The following is a 23,705-nucleotide window of genomic DNA, read 5'->3' as shown; positions in this document are numbered from 1 at the left end:
TAGGAGCGCCACGCCATGCGCATTGCCAAGGACCTTGCCGACGCGGTCGGCCAAACGCCCCTGATCCGCCTGCGCCGCGCGAGCGAGGCGACGGGTTGTGAGATTTACGGCAAGGCGGAGTTCCTCAATCCCGGCCAGTCGGTCAAGGACCGCGCCGCGCTTTATATCATCAAGGACGCCATCGCGCGCGGCGAGCTGCAGCCCGGCGGCACGATCGTCGAGGGCACCGCCGGGAATACCGGCATCGGCCTTGCCGTGGTGGGGGCCTCGATGGGGTTCAAGACGGTGATCGTGATCCCCGAGACGCAGAGCCAGGAAAAGAAGGATATGCTGCGGCTGGCCGGCGCCGAACTGGTGCAGGTGCCCGCCGCGCCGTATTCCAACCCCAACAATTTCGTGCATTATTCGCAGCGCCTGGCCGAGAGGCTGTCCAAGGACGCGCCCAACGGCGTGGTCTGGGCCAACCAGTTCGACAACGTGGCCAACCGGCAGGCCCATATCGAGACCACCGGCCCCGAGATCTGGGAGCAGACCGGCGGCAAGGTCGACGGGTTTATCTGCGCCTGCGGGTCGGGGGGTACACTGGCGGGCGTGGCCATGGCGCTTCAGGACAAGGGCGTGAAGATCGGGCTGGCCGATCCGATGGGGGCGAAGCTTTATTCGTGGTACACCGAGGGCAAGCTGGAGGCCGAGGGCGGCTCGATCGCGGAAGGCATCGGACAGGTGCGCATCACCGCCAACCTCGAAGGGCTGAGCCCCGATTTCTGCTATCAGGTGCCGGATGAAGAGGCGCTGCCCATCGTCTTTGACCTTCTGGAGCATGAGGGGCTGATCATGGGCGCCTCGACCGGCGTCAACGTGGCCGGTGCGATGCGCATGGCGCGCGAGATGGGGCCGGGGCACACTATCGTCACCATCCTGTGCGATTACGGCACGCGCTATCAGTCCAAGCTCTTCAATCCCGAGTTTCTGCGCGAGAAGGAACTGCCGGTCGCCAGCTGGATGACCGAAGCACCGCGCAGCATTCCCGGCGTTTTCGTGGAATGAGCCGTCTGGCGCGCATATTCGCGCTGCTTCTGGCGCTTCTGCTGGGCGGCTGGGCCGCCGTGACACCGCATCCGGTGGTGGCGCAGGCCACCGACGAGCGCGGCAGCATCGATTATGAAACATGGGAGCGCACGGCGACGCGCGCCGACGAAGCGATCGAGGCCGGGCGGGCCTCGACCCCGGTTCTGGAGGACCTGCGCGAAGAGATCGCGAGCTGGCGCCAGCGTTTTCAAGAAGGCCAGCAGGTCAACAGCAACGCGATCTCGACGGTGCGCCGCCAGCTGGAAGCGCTTGGCCCCGCGCCGGAGGAGGGCACGGAATCCGAAGAAGTGGCCTCGCAGCGCCGGCAGCTGAACGAGCGTCTTGCGACCCTGCAGATCCCGGTGCGCAATGCCGAGCTTGCCTATAACCGCGCGGATGGCCTGATCGAGGGGATCGACAAGATCATCCACGAGCGCCAAGCCGAAGAGGTGCTTGAATTCGGCCCGTCGCCCATCAACCCGGCGCATTGGCCGGGCGGTGTCGTGGCGCTTTTCGAGGCGTTCGGTGCATTCCGCGATGAGGTGCACACTGCGTGGAACAACGAGGTTCAACGCACGGAAACCAAACAGGATTTGCCGGCCGTTCTGATGCTGTTGCTGGTTGGCGTAGTCCTTGTGGTGCGCGGCCGCCGCTGGAGCAAGAAGCTCAGCATGCGGATCCTCGACAACGATCCCGGGGCAGCGCGCTGGCTTTTGGGATTCCTGGTGTCGCTGGGATCGCTGTTGCTGCCGTTCCTCGGGGTTTTCGCCATGGTCGAGGCAGCCGAGGCCAGTGGCCTTGTCGGGTTGCGCGGCGAGCAGTTGCTTGTCGCCCTGCTATCGTCGGTTTTCGCCTTCCTGCTGGCGCGGTGGCTGGCCACGCGCGTGTTCCCGGCGGAGGAGGCGCGCACGCTGCCGCTCAAGCTTAATCGTGAGCAGCGCCAGTTCGGGCGCTGGTACGGCGCGCTTCTGGGTCTGACCGCGTCGCTGAGTTTCTTCCTGCAGCAGATCGGCGAAATTTCGAACTGGACACCCGAGCAGACGGTCGTCATCCAGTTCCCTTTCATGGTGATCTGCGGGATTTTCCTGTGGCGGATCTCGGGCCTGCTGCGGGCCCATGTGCAGGCCGACCAGGACGATGACGGGGTCGAAACCTATCGGTCGCGCACGATCCGGGTTCTGGCGCTAGCGCTTCTGACGCTGGCCATCCTGACGCCGGTTTTGGGCGCGATCGGCTATTTCAAGCTGGCGCAGTGGCTGCTTTACCCGTCGCTGGCCTCGCTTGAGCTGCTGGCGGTTCTGCTGGTGCTGCAGCGGTTGGTCGTCGAGGTCTATGTCCTGATCACGGGCAATCGCGAAGGCGCCGTCGAAAGCCTGATCCCGGTGCTTTTCGGGTTCCTGATCGTCCTGGCATTCCTGCCGCTTTTCGCCCTGGTCTGGGGCGCGCGAGTGGCGGATCTGACCGAGCTCTGGTCGCATTTCGTCGCGGGTGTCAGCGTTGGCGGTGTGCGGATTTCGCCGACGGTGTTCTTCACCTTCGCGCTGGTTTTCAGCATCGGGTACGTGGCGACGCGGCTGGTGCAGGGGACGCTCAAGAACACGATCCTGCCCAAGACGCGTCTGGATGCGGGCGGGCGCAACGCGATGGTGTCCGGCGTGGGCTATGTGGGGATCTTCCTTGCTGCCGTGATCGCGATCACCAGTGCGGGCATCGACCTCAGCTCGGTGGCGATTGTCGCCGGTGCATTGTCCGTCGGTATCGGTTTCGGCCTGCAGACGATTGTGCAGAACTTCGTGTCGGGCATCATCCTTTTGATCGAGCGTCCGATTTCCGAAGGCGACTGGATCGAGGTCGGCGGCACGCATGGCACCGTCCGGAGCATTTCCGTGCGCTCGACCATCATCGAGACTTTTGATCGTGCCGACGTGATCGTACCCAATGCCGATCTGGTGAGCGGACGGGTGACGAACTATACCCGCGGCAACACGGTGGGCCGGGTGATCGTGCCGGTGGGCGTCGCCTATGGCTCGGACACCAAGCGGATCGAGCAGATCCTGCAGGAGGTCGCAGAAAGTCATCCGATGGTGATGGCCAATCCTGCGCCCTTCGTTCTTTTCCGCGGTTTCGGGGCGTCCTCGCTCGATTTCGAGATCCGCGCGATCCTGCGCGACGTGAACTGGGTGATGAACGTGCATTCCGAGATGAACCACGAGATTGCCAAACGGTTCGTGGAAGAGGGAATCGAGATTCCTTTCGCGCAGACCGATATCTGGCTGCGCAATCCAGAAACGCTGCGCGCAGGCGCACCTGCCGAATCGCCCGCGACGGCGCCGGAAGGTCCGCGCCCTTCGACGTCCGCGGGCTCCGGCAGCCAGCCGGCCGCGGCGCGGCGCGCCGATGACGGCGAGGGCGGCGACGCCGGGGGTGACGGACGATGACCCGGCCGCTTTATCTAGAGGACGCGTACCGGACCGAGGCGGACGCGGTGGTGACCGGTCTGACGTCTGAGGGGGCGTTGATCGTCGATGCATCGGTGTTCTATCCGACCGGCGGCGGACAGCCGGGCGATAGCGGCGAGATCGCCTGGGACAGCGGCCGCCTTGCCATCGCGACGGCGGTCAAGACCGAGGACGGTCAAATCGCGCTGGTCCCGTCGGAACCCGCGACCGCGCCTGTGCCGGGCACGGCGATCACGCAGCGGATCGACCCGGCGCGCCGGCTGGGGCATATGCGCATGCACACGGCCTTGCACCTTTTGTCGGTGGTGATCCCGCTGCCGGTTAGCGGCGGGGCGGTCGGCGCCGGGAAAAGCCGGCTGGATTTCAACATGGCCGAGCCGCCCGAGGACAAGGCCGCGCTTGAGGCGGCTCTGAACGCGCTGGTGGCGCGGGATCTGCCGGTGACCGAAAGCTGGATCACCGATGCGGAGCTTCGGGCCAATCCCGGTCTTGTCAAGACCATGTCCGTGGCGCCGCCCGCCGGGCAGGGCCGGGTGCGCCTTGTGCGGATCGGCGCGGGCGACGATCAGGTCGACCTGCAGCCCTGCGGCGGCACGCATGTAGCGCGCACCGGCGAGATCGGACGGCTGCGCCTTGGCAAGATCGAGAAGAAGGGTCGGCAGAACCGCCGGGTCTATGTCCATCTGGAGACCTGACCGGGGCTGGGGCGAAGTGCAAGAAACCGCTTGAACTGCGCCCGCGCCCGAAGATAAAGAGAGCGCGCCGGAGAGGTGGCCGAGTGGTCGAAGGCGCACGCCTGGAAAGTGTGTAGGCGGGAAACCGTCTCCAGGGTTCGAATCCCTGTCTCTCCGCCACTTGCCCCCGCGAAAGCGTTCTCCCGATCCGGCTCTGGCCGGATTTTTTCGTTGTTTTCGAGGGTTATGCGGGACGGCCTGAGCACTGGCGTCGACGCCGAGAGGCCCAGAAGCGGTCTATTAGGGCCGATATTCTCCGGACCTCTCGACTGTGCGGATCTGGTGTAGAGCTTGTAAGCACCTAAAATTAGGGGAAAAATAGCGGCCCCGCCTGAACACTTCGAAGTCAGTCGCATCCGCGAAACGGAACAGAAATTGAGCCAAACCGCGGACGTTGGTCTGCTGGCCGAGCTACGGGCTCTGTGCTCCGGCTCCCGTATGCTGTTCGAGCGTCTGAAGTTCTCCTGTCTTATGGCTGCTTGTTCGATGACCTGACGCACTCTTGTGAATTGGCATCCGTTCGAAATACTATCGAATTATCATTGGTGTACCGGATCGGAGAAAGTGGCGAAATCGCAGAAGACGCAGGTGATCGAGCACTTGTTCGAAAAGCACTGGGACGCGGCGAACGGCGCGCTCGAGAAGACGCTCATGAGTCTCGACGACGTGGCTCAAGCGATCCGCGAATGCAACAAGCTGCACGGATCGACTCTGAGCGACCGGAACCCCGCCAATTTCATGAAGGATCTGCTCCGAGGAGCGAACGCATCGAAGAACTGGCCTGCCTCGGTTGCGGCACGACGATTCACAGGTATCCAGCGCACGGGTGACGGGGAGTGCTTCGAGTTCATCCCCTACCGACCCGGTCAGACGGAGCCTTTTCCGGACGCTTTCAAGGTTCGCGAGGACGCACCGCGTTTCCTCGTGCAATCGATCAGTCTGCCGCTGGCCACAAAGTCGCTCGGTCGATCCGATGAAACCTGGCTTATCCAGACGGCCATCAATCTCCGGGTAGTGGAGACGCACTTCGCAGTCGCCCCAGCGTTTCCTCTCCTCGAGCTTACGCACCTGCAGATGGGCATTAAGCTCCGCTCTACAGAGATCGATGCGCTGTTTCTTGGGAAGGCCGGCAACCCGAAAAATCCTGACTCTGTACTGGTCACCTGTGAGGCGAAGCAGGCCAAGGATCCATTGATCCCCAGCCAGATCATCAATCAGGTTAAGGCTGCGTTCGCGGAAGCGGAAGTCGACACGGTAGTACCGATCGGCCTCCGAACCGTCAGAGGCGTCGGGTTCTATTTTACGGAATTTGAGGCCGTCAGGAGAACCGACGCACACGCGCTCGATGAGCTTACGCTAGCCAGCGACGCCATCTACGAACTCAGGCCGCACGTTAAGGGCATATGAGGCCTCGATTTCTTCCTGCTTTCGCTTCTTGGCGCCGCTCTTCTTGTCCCGTCGACCTATTGGATTTTCGACCTGGAAGTGCGCTGCGGCCTCGGTATTTCCCATGGTCAAGAGCCGCTCGTCGCCGAGGGCGATTGCTTCTGTCGGGCGAGTGGGTTCGACGCCTAGGGCTCGAATGACGACCGCCGCGACGGCGCGAGCAAGTGGCGGTGGCACGGCGTTACCGATCTGGCGGGCCCCATGCCATTTGGTGGCATTGAAACGGAACCAGTCGGGGAAGCCGTGGAGGCGCGCCATCTCGCGCACGGTCACGCAGCGTGCGTAAGCATAGTGGATCGGCCTCGGGCTCGTGAACGCACCTCGTGCCGAGTCGGTCCCCGCGCGAAGAGTATTGGATACGCCGTCCGCCGCGAGCTTGAAGAACCGCGAAATTGGCTCGACCCGTCCCTGATCGGTTTCTCGGAAACGTCGCCTCGAAATCTCGGTGTGCTCGGTGCGGGCGCTCGAAGTGAGCAGGCTCGGATCCCATTTTCTCGGATACCCGTAGGCCCAAGCGTCGTTCCCAAGCCCTCGCAGCGGCTCGGCGTATTTGCTCGGCTTCCCAAATGCAGGCATCTCTACAGAATCCGACGATCTGAGCTCTTCGAAGAGTTCTGCGTCGGGCAAGTCGGCGAGCGCGGCCTGGCACGTTGGCCTCTCGGCAATCGTTGTCGGGTAGGCCGGCACCTGCTCGCCTCTCTTGGCGCCCATGAGGATCAATCTTTGGCGATCCTGCGGCACGCCATAGTCGGCCGCATTCAGCACACGCCAATCCTTCTGCACCTCGTAACCTGCAGCCTCGAACTCTTCGAAAAGTTCGAACAGGAATTTCCGGTGCTTTCCGACCGTGAGCCCTTTTACGTTCTCGAAGACGAAATACGCGGCATCGAGTTCTCTGACGATGCGCACGAAGTCCTTGACGAGTCCATTCCTGGGATCATCCAAGGCTCGCTGGCCAATCAGCGAGAAGCCTTGGCAAGGAGCGCCACCGAACACAATATCCACACGACGGTTGTCGATCCCGGCTGCCGCCCTGATGTCGTCGCCTGAGACGTCCGTGACAGATCGTGGGAGAACGGCACACCGCGGGAAGTTGTACTTGTGCACCGCAGCGTGGACAGGGTCGAGTTCGACGGCCGCGACCACATCGAAGCCGGCTTGCTCAAAGCCGAGGCTCATGCCCCCTGCCCCTGCGAAGAGGTCGACTCCTATCGGTCTTGCCATGCCTTGCTCCCTGCCGTTTTCACTCAACATATCGGTGTGGCGCCGGATTGACCAGCGAAACCTAGCTTCTCAGGAAGGCTTCGACACGACCGACGGCTCCTTTGAGGTCCCTCAGTTCGCACTGCCAGACAACGAGCGGCTCCCATCCAGCTTCCCGCAACTCGGTTAAGGCTCTCTTATCGCGTTCTCTGTTTGTTTCAATCTTCGGCTTCCAGTACTCCGGCCTTGACTTCGGCAGTTGGCCCCACCTGCATCCATGGCCATGCCAGAAGCAGCCGTGGACGAACACGACCTTCTTCCGCGACGGGAACACGATGTCGGGGCTGCCCGGCAGATCGCGACGATGGAGCCTGAAGCGATATCCGAGCTGGTGAAGGGCGCGGCGCAGGGCGAGTTCAGGCTTCGTGTCCTTCTGGCCGACCTTCGACATTATGTACGAGCGACGGTCCGCAGTTACGTGGTCAGCCATACGGGTGATCGCTTTGGACTCAGGTGAAACAGAATTCGGCTCCCCTTTGGCGGCCGAGTTTCCTAGGCAATGATTTCGGCGAAGCTCGGCAGATACTTGTAGTACTTCTGAAAGGATCGAACTTGTCGCTCGTGTAGATCGAATCCAAGTTCTTGAATGCGCTCGCGGGTCAAGTTTGCAACTGCCGGCAATTCAGCTTGTAGTGTAGTGATTTCTCGTAGGGTCATTGGAGGAGCTTCGATGGTTTCACCGACGATACCAGTCCAGCCTTCGTCCGCAACCAACGCACGGGCAGCCGCAGCAGCACCCTTGGCCGGGAGTATTCCGCCCAAAGTCACCATCGCTACGCTGTCGAGATACGGAAGTTTGAAAGCCTCAATGAAGCCACCAGGACGTGCTGTATCAGCGACCTCGGACTTCAAGAAATCCATCATGAGGTCTGCCAACGTTTTCGGCAGAGTTTCTTTCATGCAGTCATCCTTGGACAAATCGTCCTGGACTACGTCGCCTAATAATGCACGAATTCGTTTTGGCCTCTGTATAGGCTTTTTGCCGTAGGCGTTTTGCGTTGCGCTCACCGTAAACAAGACGATGCTGTTGGGTGGGGCGTTGGACAGAACCCACTGCATATCGTCGACCACCTCTTCGTCGAGCGCACTATCGTAATCCAACCAAACGACCCAAGGGCGAGCGCTATAACCTTCGAGTTCTAGAATATCAGGAAGGCGCACGCTGGCGCGGCCTTCCATCACAGAGATCGTTCGGTAGGTCTTGTTAAAGGTGGCTCGCCGGAACCCAATTTCGTTTGCCTCGATCGAAACCATATCATCGATGTCCAAGAGCTTATGCGCCTGTACAAAGTCCGTGAACCAAATCGATCCGAAGCCCACATAAATAGCATTACCAAGGTCCATAACTTCAAAAATTCTACGCAAGCCTTGAAAGACAATAGCTCGCTGCACACTCTTGCTCGGGCGAATGCTATAGTTGACTGAATCAAACGAAGCCATCAATCGTCTCCAACGAGGTCTTCGAAGGCATACTCAAATGATCTCAGGCCAACATCCTTGTATGACATATTGATATTGCCGAAAGCAGACGCCAGACTTTTGGCTCGCGCCCTCGGGACCGTGTAAAGAATGTTCGCCTGAGGTATTTTTGTTTTTGGTGCGATTTTTGGAAGCTCGACATCCTGTCTAATTGTAACTTCGAATATTGGAACAGATTTCGCAGCGTCTTCTCGTTCGGCTGCCTCCTCCCTGATCTGCTTTCGCGTGTTGGTGTAGGATATCCATTCCCTGCTTGCCTCACGCATTTTTGGCCGAAACTGTCGGTATATTGCCGATGTCTCGTCGACACTCCGCTTTGTCGTCGTCAAAGGAAGAAGGTCGGCACGCCGAGAGTAAAAAATTATGATGCCCAAGAAGCCCGTATACTGGGGGTGCCATTGCGGCCAGCCCTCGGTTCCCCAGCCGGTGAGTGTCGTCTTATCGGCGGCCAGAACAATCCTTCCGTTGCAGACTACGTACCAACCAGATGTATTCTGTCCTTCATCGAAATCGTCACTTGGCTCACTGTCGTCGGGTGGAGGAGCCGCCATGCCCGCCAACACCTCAACGAATACCTTTTCATCCTCTATGTCTTCTTCAAACTGCGCACGCATCGGGCTGAACTCGCCGCCCTGCCGAAGCTCGATCGTCCATCCCGAGATCGGCTCACCTTGAACTTCAATTACGAGACCACGGTGCAAATGAAGCGCATAGTCGCGAGCGATCGAGCGTCGTAGATTCCTAATAAATCTTGGGCTCTCGAAAGACCGCTTCGCCGCTTCCGTCAGATCGGTGACAGTAATCTGGACACCTTTTTGCTCCAGGTCTTCTGCTTCCTCGATATCGAAGTCCCAGTTGTCGTCTCCCGAAGCCAACCAGTCTTCGACGTTAATTGGCACCCGAAAGGACGAGGGGCTACCGTCAGCCTCATAGGTGCTTCGGATGTCGATCTGCGAGCCGAGCTTGAATACCGCCCGTTTCATGCCAATGCCATAGACGCCGATACTAAAGTTTTCGGTTTCGGCTTCGTCTTTTCGACCGAAAGTAAATGCGTAGTCGACTGCATCATCTAGAGTGATACCGCCGCAGTTATCGGAGATTTCGAAGCAATCCTCCTCTATCCTGATGCTGATCTTGTAGGCAGAGAGATCTGTCTTATCATCGAGACTAAGAGGATGGCCGCCCGCCAATTCCCATGCGCCGTCAATACTGTTATCCACCAGATCGAAAATGCAATCCTCGAGAGTGATGTCTCTGGTGATCATTCGTACGAAGAATGCTTTTGTAGGATTCGCGTCCGCCCGCTTCTTTTCGGCTGGAATCATTGGAGCCTCTCCGTAAATTACTGGTTCAAGCACAGGATATTTGAGCTAGCTTCATCCTGATTTTGCCTCGATGAGTGACGGTGCTAGCCCCTCTGCCGCCGCTACTTTGGGTTCGACTGTACGGGAGCGAGCCGTGCTGACACAAGCCGAATCCCAGCGATTACAATAGGTAAGCGCGGTGATCGGACCAGACGAGCGAGAATGGCTCAAGCATCATCGCCAATGTCACCTGCGGCCCCTGCTCCCCTTCGAGGATTGCCTCTACGATGTCGGGCGCAAGTAACGTCAGGCGCAGGACGCGGGCCATGTACGTATAGGCTATGCCCTCGCGCTCGGCCAGTTCGCCGATGGTGGCGAACTCTCCCGACTCAAGCATGCGCTTCCAACGGAACGCGCGGGCCAGCGCCTTGACCAGCGCGCTATCCGCCCGGCGCGACGGCTTGGCGCCGTCCGGCAATTGCATCTCCTTCCGCCCGCCGCGCTTCAAGATGCGGAACGGCACGTGGAGCGTCACGGTGTCGGGGACTGGCGCGCCGCGTGTCACGCAGCTTCTCCGATTCCACCGGCCAGCATCTTGCGGGTTAGACCGCCAAGTCCGTCGACGCGCACGCGGACGTTCAGCCCGTCCACGCCAAGGTCGACCCGCTCCACCAACAACGCCACGATGCGTGCATGCTCGGCGGGGAACAGTTCGTCCCACAGCGGATCGAGCTGCTGCAGGGCTGTGCGGACGTCGGCCTCGGTGATGTCGTCGGCGTGGGCGCGAGCCGCCTTCCATGTACCCGCCACGATCTCGGGCTGACGGAACACGGCGCGGAGCTGGTCGATGACGGCCGCCTCGATCTCGCCTGCGGGCACTCGACCGACCGGGCATGATCCGGCACCATGCTTCAGCACGGTCTGGCTGACATAGTACCGGTATAACCGGTCACCCTTGCGCGTGTGCGTTGGCGAGAAGGCGGCCCCGTCCGGTCCGAACAGTAGGCCCTTCAGCAACGCGGGCGTCTCGGCCCGGGTCCTCGCTGCCCGCTTGCGCGGGCTCTCCTGCAGGATGGCATGGACCCGATCCCACGTATCGCGGTCGATGATGGCATCGTGCTCGCCGGGGTAGCTCGCACCCTTGTGGACCGCCTCGCCGATATAGGCGCGGTTGTTCAGCAGCCGGTAGAGGTATTTCTTGTCGATCCGGTTGCCGCGCGGCGTGCGGATGCCGCGTTGCGCGGCCTCCCGCGCCAGTTCCGTCCCCGAGCCAATTTCGAGGAAGCGGGCAAAGATCCAACGGACGTGTTCGGCATGCTCGTTGTTGATGACCAGTTTGCGGTTCTCAACGCGATAGCCGTAGGGCGGCACCCCGCCCATCCACATGCCCTTCTTTCGACTGGCGGCGACCTTGTCGCGTATGCGCTCGGCGGTCACCTCGCGTTCGAACTGGGCGAAGCTGAGCAGAATGTTCAGCGTCAGACGTCCCATGGACGTGGTCGTGTTGAACGACTGCGTCACCGAGACGAAGGTCACGCCGTTGCGGTCGAAGACCTCGACCAGCTTGGCGAAGTCGGCCAGCGAGCGGCTGAGGCGGTCGATCTTGTAGACCACCACTACATCAACCAGCCCGTCCTCTATGTCTTGCAGTAGCCGCTTCAGACCGGGTCGCTCCAGCGTACCACCGGAGATACCACCATCGTCATACTGATCGCGGACCAGCACCCAGCCCTCCGATCTTTGGCTGGCAATGTACGCCTCGCAGGACTCGCGTTGGGCATGGAGCGAGTTGAAATCCTGTTTGAGCCCTTCGTCGGAGGACTTGCGGGTGTAAATCGCGCAGCGGCGCTTGATCTTCGCGTCGGTCACGTCCGCGCCCTCCGGTTCTTGAGCCCGAAGAACACCCAGCCGTTCCAACGCGTACCGGTAATGGCGCGGGCTATGGCCGAGAGCGACTTGTATGGTCGGCCCTGCCACTCGAACCCGTCCATGGTGACTGTGACAACATGCTCGACGCCCTGCCACTCACGAATCAGGCGCGTGCCGGCGATAGGCATTTGGTCTGCCCGCCTCTTGCTCTTCTTGCGATCTCCACCGTCGAGATTCTCGCCCAGCCTTTCGAGGCGGCGCACAGTCTCGGGCTTTAACCCGCCATAGGCCAGTTCTTGGATGCGGTAGGCAAGTCGGCTCTCCAGGTAGCGGCGGTTGAACGGTGGCGGCTCGCTGTCGAACAGGTCGCGCCACTGTGCCTTCAGCTCTAGCGTCGTCGCGGTCTTGAGCGCAGCCAGGCGCGCGGGGATCGGATCGTGGGTGGTCATGCCGTCTCCTTCTCAGTCGGAGTTGCATGGCCGCTCTGATCGCCCGGGATGTGTAGCGAACTTTCTCCTTGGCATGCCTCATCCAACCCGACTGTGCGCATCCGGAGACGGATCAGGCCGACGGCAAGAAGGCGACACAACTCGTCTCGACGTTCGAGTGGTTTCATCAGGTGCGCCGGCAAAGCGTTCGAGCCGCTATAAGATGTGCTTCTCATTGTGTCGGTTCCCGACCGTTATCGTGAGAGGATTGCGGGTTTCGCGGCTTTGGAGGGTTTGTTTCGGCCTGATCGGGTTCAATACGGGCATCAGACTGTGATGCATCTGAGGCGTCGGATTCAAACCCTCCAAACGCGCCAAAGCCACCCGCGCCGTTTTTTTCGACGGTCTCCACCCGATAATCACGGCCGTTGCGCCCCTGTTTTGACTGGAGACGGAGACCGAGAACGATGCGGCCCTTCCGGAACTCTAAAATCCGGCCGACACTTTTTGTACTGCGGAGCGCGCGATCGCCCCCAAGCTCGACAATGGCCGTTGCGATTGCGGTTGCGTTGTCGGTGCCAAACGCACCGACATTTGCTAGGCCGGCGCGGTTACACACGTCTCGTGCTGTAAACCACTTGCTTCCAAACCCGTCATGAAGGGCAGTCAGCAAGGCAAAAAGACTCTCTTGCTCAGGGTCGCCGGCTTGCGCCTTCGAAACCAGCTCAAGAGGATCACCAAACCTCCCAGGAGCAATTTCGGTGCCCACCCAGACGACAGTCTGTCGGACAAGGTCATCCCAGTCCTCGAAACTCGCCATTCTACCGGCCGCGCGTTCTGCATTAGCGCTCAGCCAACCGCGGATCAGGCAAAGGGCGGCACAAACTAAGTCGATCCGCCGATCCAAAACGAACTTCAGTGGATCAAGATCGAACTCACGCGCAAACGGCGCATCTGTCTTGGGATCGATCCGGACCGGGATAATGCGTCGAGGCAAATCTCCGGCCGGACAGAGATTGTTGCCGGTCAAGAGAAACAAGGCTCGGTTTGGAACATTGAGGGTTTCGGAGCGGCCGAGAATTCGATCTCGCAGAGCAGGCGCGGTGATTGCTGCTGCAAGAGCTGCAGAGTCGAAGACGCCCGTGATGTTGTCCCAGACCAGCGCCGTCGTACCGTCCCTCAGCGCCGCGAAAAGGCGCTTGCGGATCTCCTCATCATCGCGCCCAGCGGTATGCGGCCAGACTTGTGGCGGGTGTCCGGTCGCCAAGGCCGCAATGCAAGACGCGAGCAATGTCTTGCCAGCTCCCTGGACAGGGGCATCCAGGGCAAATGCCGGTGAGGTAGATAGTGTCGGCCGGATCGCTGCGGTCAACAACGCAGAGAGGAGCGCACCACGGGCAAATTTATCTACGAGCGGGAAATCCTCAAAAGGCCGCATCAGAATACCAAGAGCGTCGGTCACCTCGTCGCGTGATGGGTTCAGTTTGATGTCTGTGTTTTCCGAGAGAGCAAGAAACAGCGATGTGTCCTCGTCATATCCTGGTTGCGTGATGACAGTGCCGTCGGGGCGGATGGTGGGCACATCCGCGATTGCCAGCAGTGGTTTAAGTTGACGCCGGTCGCCAAGGCTGAGGATTTGCCGAACGAGCCTCTGTGGAGGGTCGATATCGACCTCGGTCAACACCCCGTCCACTTTCCGAAGCACCCAAAACTGAATCACGTTGGCGAGAAAGTGTCCCAGGGCGTGCTCGTCTAGCGAGACCACTTTGGCACCAAATACTAGCGATACCTGGCCTCCGAAATCATACGAGGTCGGCTCCTTACGCAGCACGTCTACTGCTGCATCGGTAGCCGCTGAGAGACGGCCCTTTGGCACCTCAATGCGATCCTTTGCCTTTATGAGGCGAAAGTTGTGGCCATGGCGCGCAAACGAGAAGAGCGTCGGGCGTGCATCGAGCAGGAAGAGTTTTCCAACCGCGCGGCCGCCGTCGTAGCCCGGTTCAATCGGATCACGAGTCTTATGCCCATGGAACTTGGGACGGTCCTCGAGGATCTGCGCGACAGGCACCGTCTCGAACCGGCCGGCAGATGTTTCCACCTCGACGAGGAAGTCGCCACTGAGAACTCGGCTATCGACGGCCCGCTCAACCGCGCCACGAGCCGCAGCCATTTTATCTTCATCGGCGCGGTCTTCGGCCGGCAGCATTGCCTTTGCCTTCATCACAATGAATGCGTCCCTTGCGGCTTTCATGCGCGATGAGGCTGCCGCCTTTGCTTTCCTGCGATTTGCCTCAGCGACCTTTGCAATTGCCTTATCGTCTTGAAGGACCAAGCGGCTATCGAGGGTCTCCGTCATCCCATTGATGATCTTTGGCTCGCCTCGCCGTTGGACGAGGCCCGGGCCGCAGATCGCGCCGGCTGCGAAATCAAGCCGCTCGGGTTGCCAGACCGACGCATCGATTGGGGATCGCTCAAGTGCTGCGCCGGCGGTGCTCACCTTGATGTATCCGTAGCCGGCCGCCCAAAGCCGATCGACGAGAGCAGCGCCCGCACGCGGAATGTCGGTCGCGTCAGTCACCATCAGATAGACACGCTGACCGCGTAGACCGGTCAGATCTTCATCCGTGGCTTCGTCGAAGATGTGTGAGGATGCGGACGGCCACCAAAGCATCCGCATGTCTTTCAACCCCGGAACAGCCTGGCGTATCGCAGCTACTAGATCGTCGCGAAAGAAAGGCTGTTCTCCCGGATCATGATCAAGCATCAGGATGCCCGGTCCGGAGGGCCAGCAGAACTCATCGCGTGTCCGTGTGATGAAATCCGTGGGCGCTCCACGCTTGGCAAGTTCTTTGCGGCTCAAAAGCTTCTTGTCGCCGTCGCGCGGGATGCCAAAGGTCAGCGCCTGATTGGGTTCAAGACGCTCGAGAACCTTTTTCAAATCATGAAGCGAGGCGATTTTAAGAATCTCGGTATCGCCCTCAACGAGAACTCCACCTCCAGTTATGGAAACTCTGCCATTGTCGATTCGATTGGCGGCTTTCGACAGTTTGGCGGGACGTATGGATGTCACCAGTGTGAGACGCGCCGTCATGAGCGCACCTCATCGTCGCTGTTCGTAAGGAGCCGATCGCCTTGTTCGAATGCTTCGGCCTCGAATGCGATGATGTCAGATGCCGCATAGCGAACCCGGCCCTCTAGTCGTCGAAAGCGAGGACCTTTGCCGGAGTAGCGCCACCGCTGCAGCGTGCGCCGGTGCAACTTCCAGCGGCATGCAAGTTCTTGGGTTGTGTAGAAATCGCGATCTTCATTGTTGCCCATGTCGTCACCTCTTGTCTCTGGGTGACTAGGGCTAGTTCGGGGCGGCTTGTTGCATCACTGGTTCTGCAACAGTTTTCTAAAGAGTTTCGCCCTTTTTCTTTGCTCGGTTCCATCTGGACAGCATCGTAGAGTGCTTTAGGCCCAAATCTCTTGCGGCTAGTTGAGCCGATCGATTTTCAGAGTGCCGCTTTCGGTACTTCGACATTACCGCAAGGCTTGTCTTTATTTCATCGGTCTTCTCGGAGTTTTTTCCGCCTCTGCTTGTGCTCTCGCGGTTCGACTTCCCGCGCTCAACCATTTTGAGATGACCTAGGCTGCTTAAAAGTTGCGAGAGCCGACCGATATGAAAGGCGGCTTCAGGCTTCTGTTCGGCCGAAAGCCGCGGATAACCGAAAATGCGAAGACAGATGTCGGCCGCAATCGCTTCTTGATCGGTGAGCTTAAAATTCTGTTTGATGTATGCCGAGCCTCGACCAACTGTCGCACTCTTCATAGCTAAACGCATCTCAGCATCGCTCATCTTGTCAAAGCCAGTTGGCAGCGCGCACCAGTGAGCGCCCAGAAACATGCAGAACTCAATTGGATGCGGGCAACCTTTTTCATTCAAGAATGAAGCAAATATCGCTTCAATGTAATCAAACCTCTCCTCGAGCGATTGCTTCTTTGGCGCAAACGCCTCGCGAAGCGCGGCATCCAACTCCTCGGGATCAGACCAATGCCGAGCCTCAGTTTTGATCATCGCGTTTCGGTGTGTTGTTTTTCGCATCCGAGCACGCCTTAGCCCTTAAGTTCTGGCCCGCCTCTACGGCAGTACCCTTGTGTCCTTTTATGACATCGGATGCCACTCTAACGCGACAAACGACCCGTTGATAAACTGATCTGCATAGGGGGAGGGGCGGGTCAAATCACGGCACCTTTCCAATGGGACCGGCGGCGGGCAGTCGAATTTTTTCGTCCGCGAATTTCCAACTGGGGTCGAAAGAGAGGGCATTTAAGCAATGAAGACAACACGGACTGATTGGCCGGGTGCCGCAGTGAAGCTGATGCCAGTGGCAAGCCTCGTGCCTTATGCCCGGAACGCGAAGATGCACCCCGAGGCCCAAGTCGGCCAGATCGCGGCGTCTATCCAGGAGTGGGGGTTCACTATCCCAGTTCTGGTCGACGAACACGGGATGATCATCGCCGGCCATGGTCGCGTGCTTGCCGCCCAGAAACTTGGGCTGACAGAAATCCCCTGCATCACGGCGCGTGGCTGGAGCGAAGCCAAGAAGCGCGCCTATGTCATCGCCGACAACAAGCTCACCGAGAATGGCGGTTGGGACAGCGGGGCCCTCGCACTCGAACTGACCGAGCTGCTCGAAGAAGGCTATGATGTCGACCTGACCGGGTTCGCCCAAACGGAAATCGACACGCTCCTAGACGATCTTATCCGGGATGACGGAGCGGCGGACGGCGAGGATGACATTCCGGATGTGCCAGAGGTGCCGGTCACCCAACCGGGCGATCTCTGGATGCTGGGCAATCATCGCTTGCTCTGCGGAGACAGCACGCGCCGCAATGATGTTGATAGGGTTCTGGAGGGTGTGATCCCGCTCTTGATGGTGACCGATCCGCCCTATGGCGTGAACTATGATCCATCCTGGCGGAACCAGGCCAGTAACTCGAAGACGAAGCGCACCGGCAACGTGCTCAACGATGATCGCGCCGATTGGCGAGAGGCATGGGCGCTGTTTCCCGGAGACGTCGCCTATGTTTGGCACGGCGCGCTTCACGCCGGCACCGTTGCGGAGAGCCTCGAGGCGGCAGGTTTCAATATTAGGTCGCAAATAGTTTGGGCGAAGGATCGTCTCGTTCTGAGCCGCGGGGACTATCACTGGCAACATGAACCCTGCTGGTATTCCGTGCGAAGCGACGGGAAGGGGCACTGGTCTGGTGACCGGAAGCAGACCACCCTTTGGCATATCGCGAACTCCGGCCAGGATACTCAGACCACCCACGGCACGCAGAAACCCGTCGAATGCATGCGGCGGCCAATCCTGAACAACTCCAGCCCGGGTCAGACCGTCTACGACCCGTTCATGGGGTCCGGGACGACCCTGATTGCGACCGAGACTACGGGGCGGGTCTGCCATGGGCTGGAACTCAATCCCGTCTACATCGATGTCGCCATCCTGCGGTGGCAGGCTTTGACGGGGGAAACCGCAGTCCTTGCGGACAATGGTCAGACTTTCGCCGAACGGAAGGCGGCGCAGCGCGCAGCCGAGAGGGAAGACGAGGAATGACGCGGGGACCCAAACCGAAACCCTCGACCCTCAAGCTCATCCAGGGCAACCCGGGCAAGCGGCCGATCAACAAGAGCGAGCCGAAACCGAAGCCGGTGCGCCGACCGCGGCCGCCAATGGATCTGGAGGATCATGCCCAGAAGGAGTGGCGCCGCGTTGTGCGCGAACTGGAGGCGCTTGGGCTTCTCAGTAAGCTCGATCTGACGGTACTGTCTGCCTATTGCGTTGCGTACTCCCGATTCAAATCGGCCAACGAGGCTCTCAATGCGGTCGCCGATAAGGACAAGACGTTTCGTGGCCTGCTTATCAAGACAAAGCAGGGAAACTGGATCCAGAACCCGCTCGTAGGCGTGGCGCGCCGCGCCGCAGACGACATGACCCGTCTGGCTGCCGAGTTCGGTATGACGCCGTCTTCGCGGACCCGGCTGCAGGTGAACGTGCCGAAAGAGGTCGATGAGTGGGCGGATTTCTAGCGCATCACGGGACTAACCCAATCCAATGAGCGAAAAGCCATAAGCAAGCGATCGAGTTTCAACCGCATCGACAAGGATGCCTAAGACACGCCGGGACGTGCCGTGATCCCGCTTCTGAGGCATCTTGATCCAAGCGCCACATATGTCGAGCCATGCGCTGGCCGAGTTGCGCTTATTGAGGCTGTCCCAAATCCCTGTGTCTACGCGTCGGACATCGCTCCACGCAGTCCGGATATCGCGGCAGTCGATGCCATGGTTGCTGAGTTTCCGCCGAGCGATTTCATAATCACGAACCCGCCGTTCACGCGACCTTTCATGCACGAAATGATCGCTCGCTTCCGTTCCATGCGTCCAACTTGGCTTCTACTGGAGCTGGATTGGACTGTTACCCAACAGGCAATCCCATACCTTCAGAAGTGCACGGAGATTGTCCCAATTGGTCGGTTGAAGTGGTTTCCGGACAGCGCATTCACCGGCACGGACAATTACTGCTGGGCGCTCTTCGACGGAAAATCGAGCGATGGCTGGACAGTCTTTCACCCACCCTTGGTGAGGGAGCAGATGGTTCGGTGATCCGCTGCGAAGATTGCCGGTTGAGTAACTACAGTAGGCGCTATTCCAGCGCATTTGATGTGACTTGGCCCTCCGACAGACGCGGTCTCAATCGCGAGATTAATTGGCTCCAGGGCGCGTATCGACGACGGCTCCTCTGAGAATCTTTGCAGACGGAGCAAGAAAAACGTTCTTGAAACGTTCTTCATTCAGTATCCTCAACGAAAATCGAAGAGGAAAGAGCATGCTAGATGGATCGGGATACCTCACGGGCTTGAACGACCAACAGCGCGCAGCTGTAATCTTTGGCGCACAGGATGCCCGGGCAGCACCGCTTCTCGTCATTTCTGGCGCGGGGTCCGGTAAGACCCGCATGCTGGCCCATCGAGTGGCGCACCTATTGGCGGAGGGCGCTGACCCGGGACGCATTCTTCTGATGACGTTTTCGCGCCGAGCGGCAAGGGAACTAATACGCCGGGTCGAAGGCATCTTATCAAAGAGTGGTAAGGCCTGGCCCCCGGAAGCCCTGAACTGGTCAGGAACGTTTCACGCTGTCGGTGCGCGCATTCTGCGGGACAACTCGCAACGTCTCGGCCTCGATCCAGATTTCTCGATTCATGACAGGGAAGACAGTGCCGACCTGATGAACCTGGCGCGCCACGAACTGGGCCTAGACACGGCGGAGAGCCGGTTTCCATCGAAGTCAACATGCCTTTCGATCTACTCCCGATGTGTGAACAGCGGCGAAGCTTTGTCCGATGTTCTACAGGACCGCTTTCGCTGGTGCGCGCATTGGGAAGCGGACCTCAAGCGTCTCTTTGGCTTCTACGTTTCCACTAAACAGGCACAGAACGTTCTGGACTACGACGATCTTCTGCTCGCTTGGGCGCAAGCCCTCGATGATGAGGCATTTGCGGATTGGCTTGGCGATCAGTGGGACCACGTTCTCATCGACGAATACCAAGATACCAACCGCCTTCAGGCAAAGATCCTCCTTGGGCTAAAACCGGACGGGCGTGGTCTGACGGTTGTCGGGGATGACGCGCAGTCGATCTACGGATTCCGGGCTGCCACGGTTCGCAACATCCTCGACTTCCCAAGGTCATTTGACCCGCCGGCCAAAATCATCACGCTTGATCAGAACTATCGCTCGACAGTTCCGATCCTCGACGCCGCGAATGCCGTGATCGGTATGGCGGCAGAACGGTTCACGAAGGATCTGTGGACAGAGCGCGCGTCAAATGAAAAGCCACGCCTTGTCACCGTCAACGACGGGCAGGACGAAGCGCGCTACATCGTAGATCGAATCCTCGAAGCGCGCGAATCGGGCATGCGGCTCAACGATCAGGCCGTGCTGTTTCGAACCTCTAGCCTCTCGGCACAAGTCGAGGTCGAACTGACCAGACGAGACGTCCCATTTGTCAAATTCGGGGGCTTGAAGTTCCTGTCCGCGGCTCATGTGAAGGATGTACTTGCGGTCCTGCGGTTCGGGCTGAACCCGCGAGACCGGGTTGCTGGTTTTCGCGCGCTTCAATTGATCCCGGGGATCGGGCCCAAAACGGCATCAGGCATCCTGGACGCTCTGGCAGCGGCCCCGGCACCGTTCGAAGCACTGCGCTGTCACCACGTCCCCGCATCGGCCGCAGCGGATTGGTCTGGGTTGGTAGGCGTTGTGACGACCCATGCTGACTGGCCTGATATGATGGGGCGTGTGCGGACATGGTTCGATCCGCACCTCGAAAGGCTCTACGAGGATTTTGAGAGCCGGCGGTCCGATTTGGAGCAACTTGAGCAGATCGCGACAGGATACCCCAACTGCGAGAAATTCCTGACAGAACTCACCCTCGATCCTCCTGAGGCATGGAGCGGCGAAGCTGGAACTCCGAATCTGGACGATGAATATCTGGTTCTGTCCACGATCCACTCGGCAAAGGGGCAGGAGTGGAAGTCGGTGTATGTTCTCGATGTCGTGGATGGGTGCATCCCATCTGACCTAGCGACGGGGTCGCTGGATGAGATCGAGGAGGAGCGTCGACTTCTGTACGTGGCCATGACGCGAGCGAAGGACAGCCTGACCTTAACGGTGCCGCATCGCTTCTTCGTGACGCAGCAAAAGCGCCTAGGTGATCGGCACGTTCATGCGACGAGGAGCCGCTTCATTCCGGGTGCGCTGCTGGATCGTTTCGAACAGCTGCACTGGTCAGATAGGTCGCGTACTCAAGCTGCAATCACGGCAGTGTCGCCTAAAATTGACTTGAAAGAGCGCATGCGGTCGATGTGGGACTGACGTCGGCGATCGCACTGGTGCGAAAGCACTTGCACCATCATCGGATTTTCCTCACAGCAGCGGTCAGTAGCTTTGTTTTCTGGGGATCACTCCACGCACACCGCCGCGCGGCTCCTTCACATCGCCGTTCCGTCGCGGGATTAGATGCACATTTACGTGAAAGATGATCTGGCCCGCATCGGCGCCTGCATTTATTCCGACATTGAAGCCAGCCACGGTCGGATCGCGCCGAAGAATATCCTCGCGCTGCCTGCTCAGCATAGCGGTCATGGCATTCAGTTCTGGCTGATATAGATCGGAGTAGTCAGACACGTGACGTTTCGGGATCCCTTGCGCGATCGGGCGCCTCCAGATTTGCGTCTCATGAACTTTGACGATAGCGGAAGATATGGGATCGACGACGGATGTTCATTGTGCCGATTGTGGCCATGACGCCTTTCTGCAGATCGGTTGTGGGAGGCGTCCAGACGGTCCTTACTTCGAGCCAAAACGCTGTGAGGCGTGCAGATCAGAAGTTGCAATCAACACGCGCGCACGCGTCGCCAGATGTTCAGGTTGCCGTTCGCGGCGCATCCGAGGCCTAAAGCTGACACCAACGGCAGTCCGTGAGCGCGCAAAGATGGTCGGGTCCTCGGAAGAGGGTCTCGACAAGGGCGTATATGTCTGCCCGAGATGCGGAGGTCACAGCCTGAGGTTCGGGACCAATCGTGGCGGACACCTTCATTTTCTGTAGGACTGAAACATCACGATGTCTAAAGAAGACAAATGGTCCTCGACATGATCCAAGCGCGGCTCCTTCTCGGCGCAATTTCGATCACCTGCATGTTGGCAGTTACTGGAAGCGCGGCGAATGCACGGACCGTGTCGGGCACTGCTTACGTGCGTGATGCAGATACAATCGTCGTCTCAGGTACGCCTGTGCGTTTGAGCGGGATAGATGCCCCTGAGACCTCGAACCGCTATGGCCGTGAAGCGCATGCATTCGTCGAGCGCCTATTGCGAGGCCAGACCGTAACCTGTGAGCTGAGTGGGGATCGCTCCTACGATCGTTGGATTGGTATTTGCTACATCGACACCACGAATGGTGTTGCAGATGTCGGCGCAATTGTCGTGGCTAACGGACATGCGCTCGATTGCAGGCGGTATTCTGGCGGAAGGTATCGAGACCTTGAGCCGCATGGCGCCCGATCACGCCTCAGGCAGGCGTCATATTGTTGAATGGTTGAGGGCCGATGCCAAAAAGATTTTTCCGATATCGCTCAGTAAATGGATGGGGACTGATCGAGGATACGCGAGACCACGAACTCCGATCCTATGTCGACGGTCATTTGCGGAGCTTTCGGTATCAGCACCGGATCGAACAACGCCCGGAACGTCAGCTTGAGTGGGAAGTCCGCCCTTGCGAGCGTGCTTGGGATGTTTTCTTCAAGAGGCTGAACCAACTTGGTGTCTGGGATTGGCGCAACTTGGACATTGAGCCCGTGGTCGACCAGGGCCATTTCCGGTTGCAACTCCGCGACGGGGCGAACGAACTTGATATTTCTGGATGCGGATTTCTACCAAGCACCGACGCGTTCGAAGCGGCCATCGCAGAGCTATACAGTGGAGTAGTCGCAAGGACTTATCGTGTCTCGCGAATTGATCGGTCAAATTTGCACGACGCTTTGCACCGTCCAATTGCGTCGATCGAGGTCGATCATCCGAAAAATCCCGGGAATTGTTGCGTTGCAAAGATTGTCTCGACGTCGGGGTGCGGGTTGACAGCCATAATATGGGAAAGGAGGTTGCCGTGAGGATATGGAGTATTTCCAAATCAGGGGGATATTTACTTGGAATGCCTTCACCCTTTCTGTCCCGTGGGAAATGGCGCACCGGACTGGAACGCGGTTGCGGAGCAAGCGGTGCCGCAGGGAGCGCGTAATAGGGTGCAGGTGGTCCGCGACCTTGTTAACAACTTGAACCGTGATTTTGGACAAGGTCCGGCCGCTGCTGCAAGGAATATGCCAAATCCTGCGCGCGTGCAGGCGCACATGAAGACGCTACTGCGACTTTGCCCATGTCTCGTCACACAAATGGACGTTGCCGTTGATGCCAGGGCAGTTGTTCATCTTTGCGAGCTGACGCTTGGTTTCCCGATCTCACCTGCCAACGTGGCGCAGGCATTTGATATTCAACACCCGAGAGGACGAGCATGGCGTTTCCCTCCCTTTCGCGTGCCCACGGCAGGGGTTGGGGATATCTCTGAGTTTTTGTGCAGCGATCTTCTTCACAACGCTGGAATTCTTAGGATGGAACTCGGTGCCGACGGGTGGCCTGATTGGCAGATTCCCGGCCACGCGCTCATGAATTCGGGCAAGCTGCGCGATCTACGGGCGTTGGGCGACATCCTCGTTCCTTGTGCGCCTACAAATCTGGTGATCTCGGTGAAGACCGAGAGCGCACGGGAGCGACTTCTTTACTCGGCCAACTCGATTGAGGGTATTGGCTTCGGGTTCTTCACCCAACCCGATGAGTTCGTGACGAGACGGCGTATCCAGCTCTTCAAGCGGATGGGTTTCTCCGCAATCTACATGCCCGATGCCACGCTTGACCAAGTTCGCGATACGCTTCTCAGGCGACGCGAAGACCTCGCGAACGTCCAAAACATCTACGGAACGCAGCTTTATCGGCCTCATTCGATATTCACCGATGATATTCTTCGCGTAGTTGGGCGATCGGCATTCGATCTCTAAGCCGGGAGGGA

General features: G+C 59.2%; 21 protein-coding genes and 1 tRNA gene. 10 read left to right on the top strand and 12 right to left on the bottom strand.

Features of this window, described 5'->3' with window-relative positions; translation table 11 throughout:
• The first annotated feature begins 15 nt into the window (after positions 1-15).
• The 5 genes from EZV60_RS05660 (at position 16) to EZV60_RS05640 (ending at position 5,668) form a co-directional block, all read left to right on the top strand.
• Positions 16-1,047: a cysteine synthase A gene (locus tag EZV60_RS05660; protein ID WP_135503121.1), complete on the top strand. Its 1,032-nt coding sequence runs from the start codon at positions 16-18 to the stop codon at positions 1,045-1,047.
• The gene (locus EZV60_RS05655) at positions 1,044-3,506 is read left to right on the top strand and encodes a DUF3772 domain-containing protein (protein ID WP_135503118.1); all 2,463 of its coding nucleotides are present in this window, start codon (positions 1,044-1,046) and stop codon (positions 3,504-3,506) included. The genes EZV60_RS05660 and EZV60_RS05655 overlap by 4 nt, the downstream gene beginning before the upstream one ends.
• Positions 3,503-4,222: an alanyl-tRNA editing protein gene (locus EZV60_RS05650; protein WP_135503115.1), complete on the top strand. Its 720-nt coding sequence runs from the start codon at positions 3,503-3,505 to the stop codon at positions 4,220-4,222. Before EZV60_RS05655 ends, EZV60_RS05650 begins: the two co-directional genes overlap by 4 nt.
• A gap of 69 nt (positions 4,223-4,291) precedes the next feature.
• Positions 4,292-4,381, top strand: a tRNA-Ser gene (locus EZV60_RS05645).
• Positions 4,382-4,825: 444 nt separating this feature from the next.
• Positions 4,826-5,668 (top strand): hypothetical protein, encoded by an 843-nt coding sequence (locus EZV60_RS05640; RefSeq protein WP_245306234.1) that lies wholly within the window; start codon positions 4,826-4,828, stop codon positions 5,666-5,668.
• Here the strand turns inward: EZV60_RS05640 and EZV60_RS05635 are convergent.
• From EZV60_RS05635 to EZV60_RS05590, 10 genes are all read right to left on the bottom strand, one after another.
• Entirely contained in the window at positions 5,618-6,931 is a 1,314-nt protein-coding gene (locus EZV60_RS05635) for a DNA cytosine methyltransferase (RefSeq protein ID WP_167853469.1), read from the bottom strand. The two genes, EZV60_RS05640 and EZV60_RS05635, sit on opposite strands and share 51 nt — an antisense overlap.
• A gap of 61 nt (positions 6,932-6,992) precedes the next feature.
• Positions 6,993-7,400 carry a very short patch repair endonuclease gene (locus tag EZV60_RS05630; RefSeq protein ID WP_135503107.1) on the bottom strand — a complete coding sequence of 136 codons (408 nt, stop codon included), beginning with the start codon at positions 7,398-7,400 and terminating at the stop codon, positions 6,993-6,995.
• Positions 7,401-7,462: 62 nt separating this feature from the next.
• Positions 7,463-8,410, bottom strand: a complete 948-nt coding sequence (locus EZV60_RS05625) for an O-methyltransferase (protein WP_245306232.1) — start codon at positions 8,408-8,410, stop codon at positions 7,463-7,465.
• A complete protein-coding gene (locus tag EZV60_RS05620) occupies positions 8,410-9,774 on the bottom strand; it encodes an ATP-binding protein (protein ID WP_135503100.1) in 1,365 nt (454 codons plus the stop codon). Before EZV60_RS05620 ends, EZV60_RS05625 begins: the two co-directional genes overlap by 1 nt.
• 160 nt (positions 9,775-9,934) lie before the next feature.
• On the bottom strand, positions 9,935-10,237 hold the full coding sequence (locus tag EZV60_RS05615; RefSeq protein WP_425353556.1) for a hypothetical protein: 303 nt from the start codon (positions 10,235-10,237) through the stop codon (positions 9,935-9,937).
• Positions 10,238-10,314: 77 nt separating this feature from the next.
• Positions 10,315-11,622 carry a recombinase family protein gene (locus tag EZV60_RS05610; protein ID WP_135503094.1) on the bottom strand — a complete coding sequence of 436 codons (1,308 nt, stop codon included), beginning with the start codon at positions 11,620-11,622 and terminating at the stop codon, positions 10,315-10,317.
• Positions 11,619-12,071: a DUF2924 domain-containing protein gene (locus EZV60_RS05605; protein WP_135503092.1), complete on the bottom strand. Its 453-nt coding sequence runs from the start codon at positions 12,069-12,071 to the stop codon at positions 11,619-11,621. Before EZV60_RS05605 ends, EZV60_RS05610 begins: the two co-directional genes overlap by 4 nt.
• A 211-nt stretch (positions 12,072-12,282) precedes the next feature.
• A complete protein-coding gene (locus tag EZV60_RS05600) occupies positions 12,283-15,141 on the bottom strand; it encodes a hypothetical protein (RefSeq protein ID WP_135503088.1) in 2,859 nt (952 codons plus the stop codon).
• Complete coding sequence (locus EZV60_RS05595; protein ID WP_135503085.1) at positions 15,138-15,368, bottom strand: helix-turn-helix transcriptional regulator; 231 nt, start codon at positions 15,366-15,368, stop codon at positions 15,138-15,140. The genes EZV60_RS05600 and EZV60_RS05595 overlap by 4 nt, the downstream gene beginning before the upstream one ends.
• A gap of 76 nt (positions 15,369-15,444) precedes the next feature.
• Positions 15,445-16,134, bottom strand: coding sequence for a hypothetical protein (locus EZV60_RS05590; RefSeq protein WP_135503083.1), 690 nt, complete (start codon positions 16,132-16,134; stop codon positions 15,445-15,447).
• A 232-nt stretch (positions 16,135-16,366) separates the two neighbouring features.
• On the opposite strand from EZV60_RS05590, the gene EZV60_RS05585 reads away from it, so the two are divergent.
• The 3 genes from EZV60_RS05585 (at position 16,367) to EZV60_RS05575 (ending at position 20,962) form a co-directional block, all read left to right on the top strand.
• Positions 16,367-17,650, top strand: coding sequence for a site-specific DNA-methyltransferase (locus EZV60_RS05585; RefSeq protein WP_135503080.1), 1,284 nt, complete (start codon positions 16,367-16,369; stop codon positions 17,648-17,650).
• The gene (locus tag EZV60_RS05580; RefSeq protein ID WP_135503076.1) at positions 17,647-18,123 is read left to right on the top strand and encodes a phage terminase small subunit P27 family; all 477 of its coding nucleotides are present in this window, start codon (positions 17,647-17,649) and stop codon (positions 18,121-18,123) included. The genes EZV60_RS05585 and EZV60_RS05580 overlap by 4 nt, the downstream gene beginning before the upstream one ends.
• A 745-nt stretch (positions 18,124-18,868) precedes the next feature.
• The gene (locus EZV60_RS05575) at positions 18,869-20,962 is read left to right on the top strand and encodes an ATP-dependent helicase (protein ID WP_245306231.1); all 2,094 of its coding nucleotides are present in this window, start codon (positions 18,869-18,871) and stop codon (positions 20,960-20,962) included.
• Between the two features lie 63 nt (positions 20,963-21,025).
• On the opposite strand, the gene EZV60_RS05570 is transcribed toward EZV60_RS05575, so the two are convergent.
• Positions 21,026-21,289 (bottom strand): HIT family protein, encoded by a 264-nt coding sequence (locus EZV60_RS05570; protein WP_280952571.1) that lies wholly within the window; start codon positions 21,287-21,289, stop codon positions 21,026-21,028.
• 438 nt (positions 21,290-21,727) lie between these two features.
• Here EZV60_RS05570 and EZV60_RS05565 point away from each other — a divergent pair, with 438 nt between their 5' ends.
• Positions 21,728-22,180, top strand: a complete 453-nt coding sequence (locus EZV60_RS05565) for a thermonuclease family protein (protein WP_342588775.1) — start codon at positions 21,728-21,730, stop codon at positions 22,178-22,180.
• Positions 22,181-22,221: 41 nt separating this feature from the next.
• Here EZV60_RS05565 and EZV60_RS05560 read toward each other — a convergent pair whose 3' ends face one another.
• Positions 22,222-22,461 carry a hypothetical protein gene (locus EZV60_RS05560; protein ID WP_135503070.1) on the bottom strand — a complete coding sequence of 80 codons (240 nt, stop codon included), beginning with the start codon at positions 22,459-22,461 and terminating at the stop codon, positions 22,222-22,224.
• 426 nt (positions 22,462-22,887) lie between these two features.
• Here EZV60_RS05560 and EZV60_RS05555 point away from each other — a divergent pair, with 426 nt between their 5' ends.
• A complete protein-coding gene (locus tag EZV60_RS05555) occupies positions 22,888-23,694 on the top strand; it encodes a hypothetical protein (RefSeq protein WP_167853468.1) in 807 nt (268 codons plus the stop codon).
• Positions 23,695-23,705: the final 11 nt, after the last annotated feature.

The sequence above is a fragment of the Roseovarius aestuariivivens genome (assembly GCF_004761875.1).
In the GTDB taxonomy this organism is placed as follows: domain Bacteria; phylum Pseudomonadota; class Alphaproteobacteria; order Rhodobacterales; family Rhodobacteraceae; genus Roseovarius; species Roseovarius aestuariivivens.
Note: the sequence above shows the minus strand (reverse complement) of the source record. Positions and strands in the feature narration are given on the sequence as shown.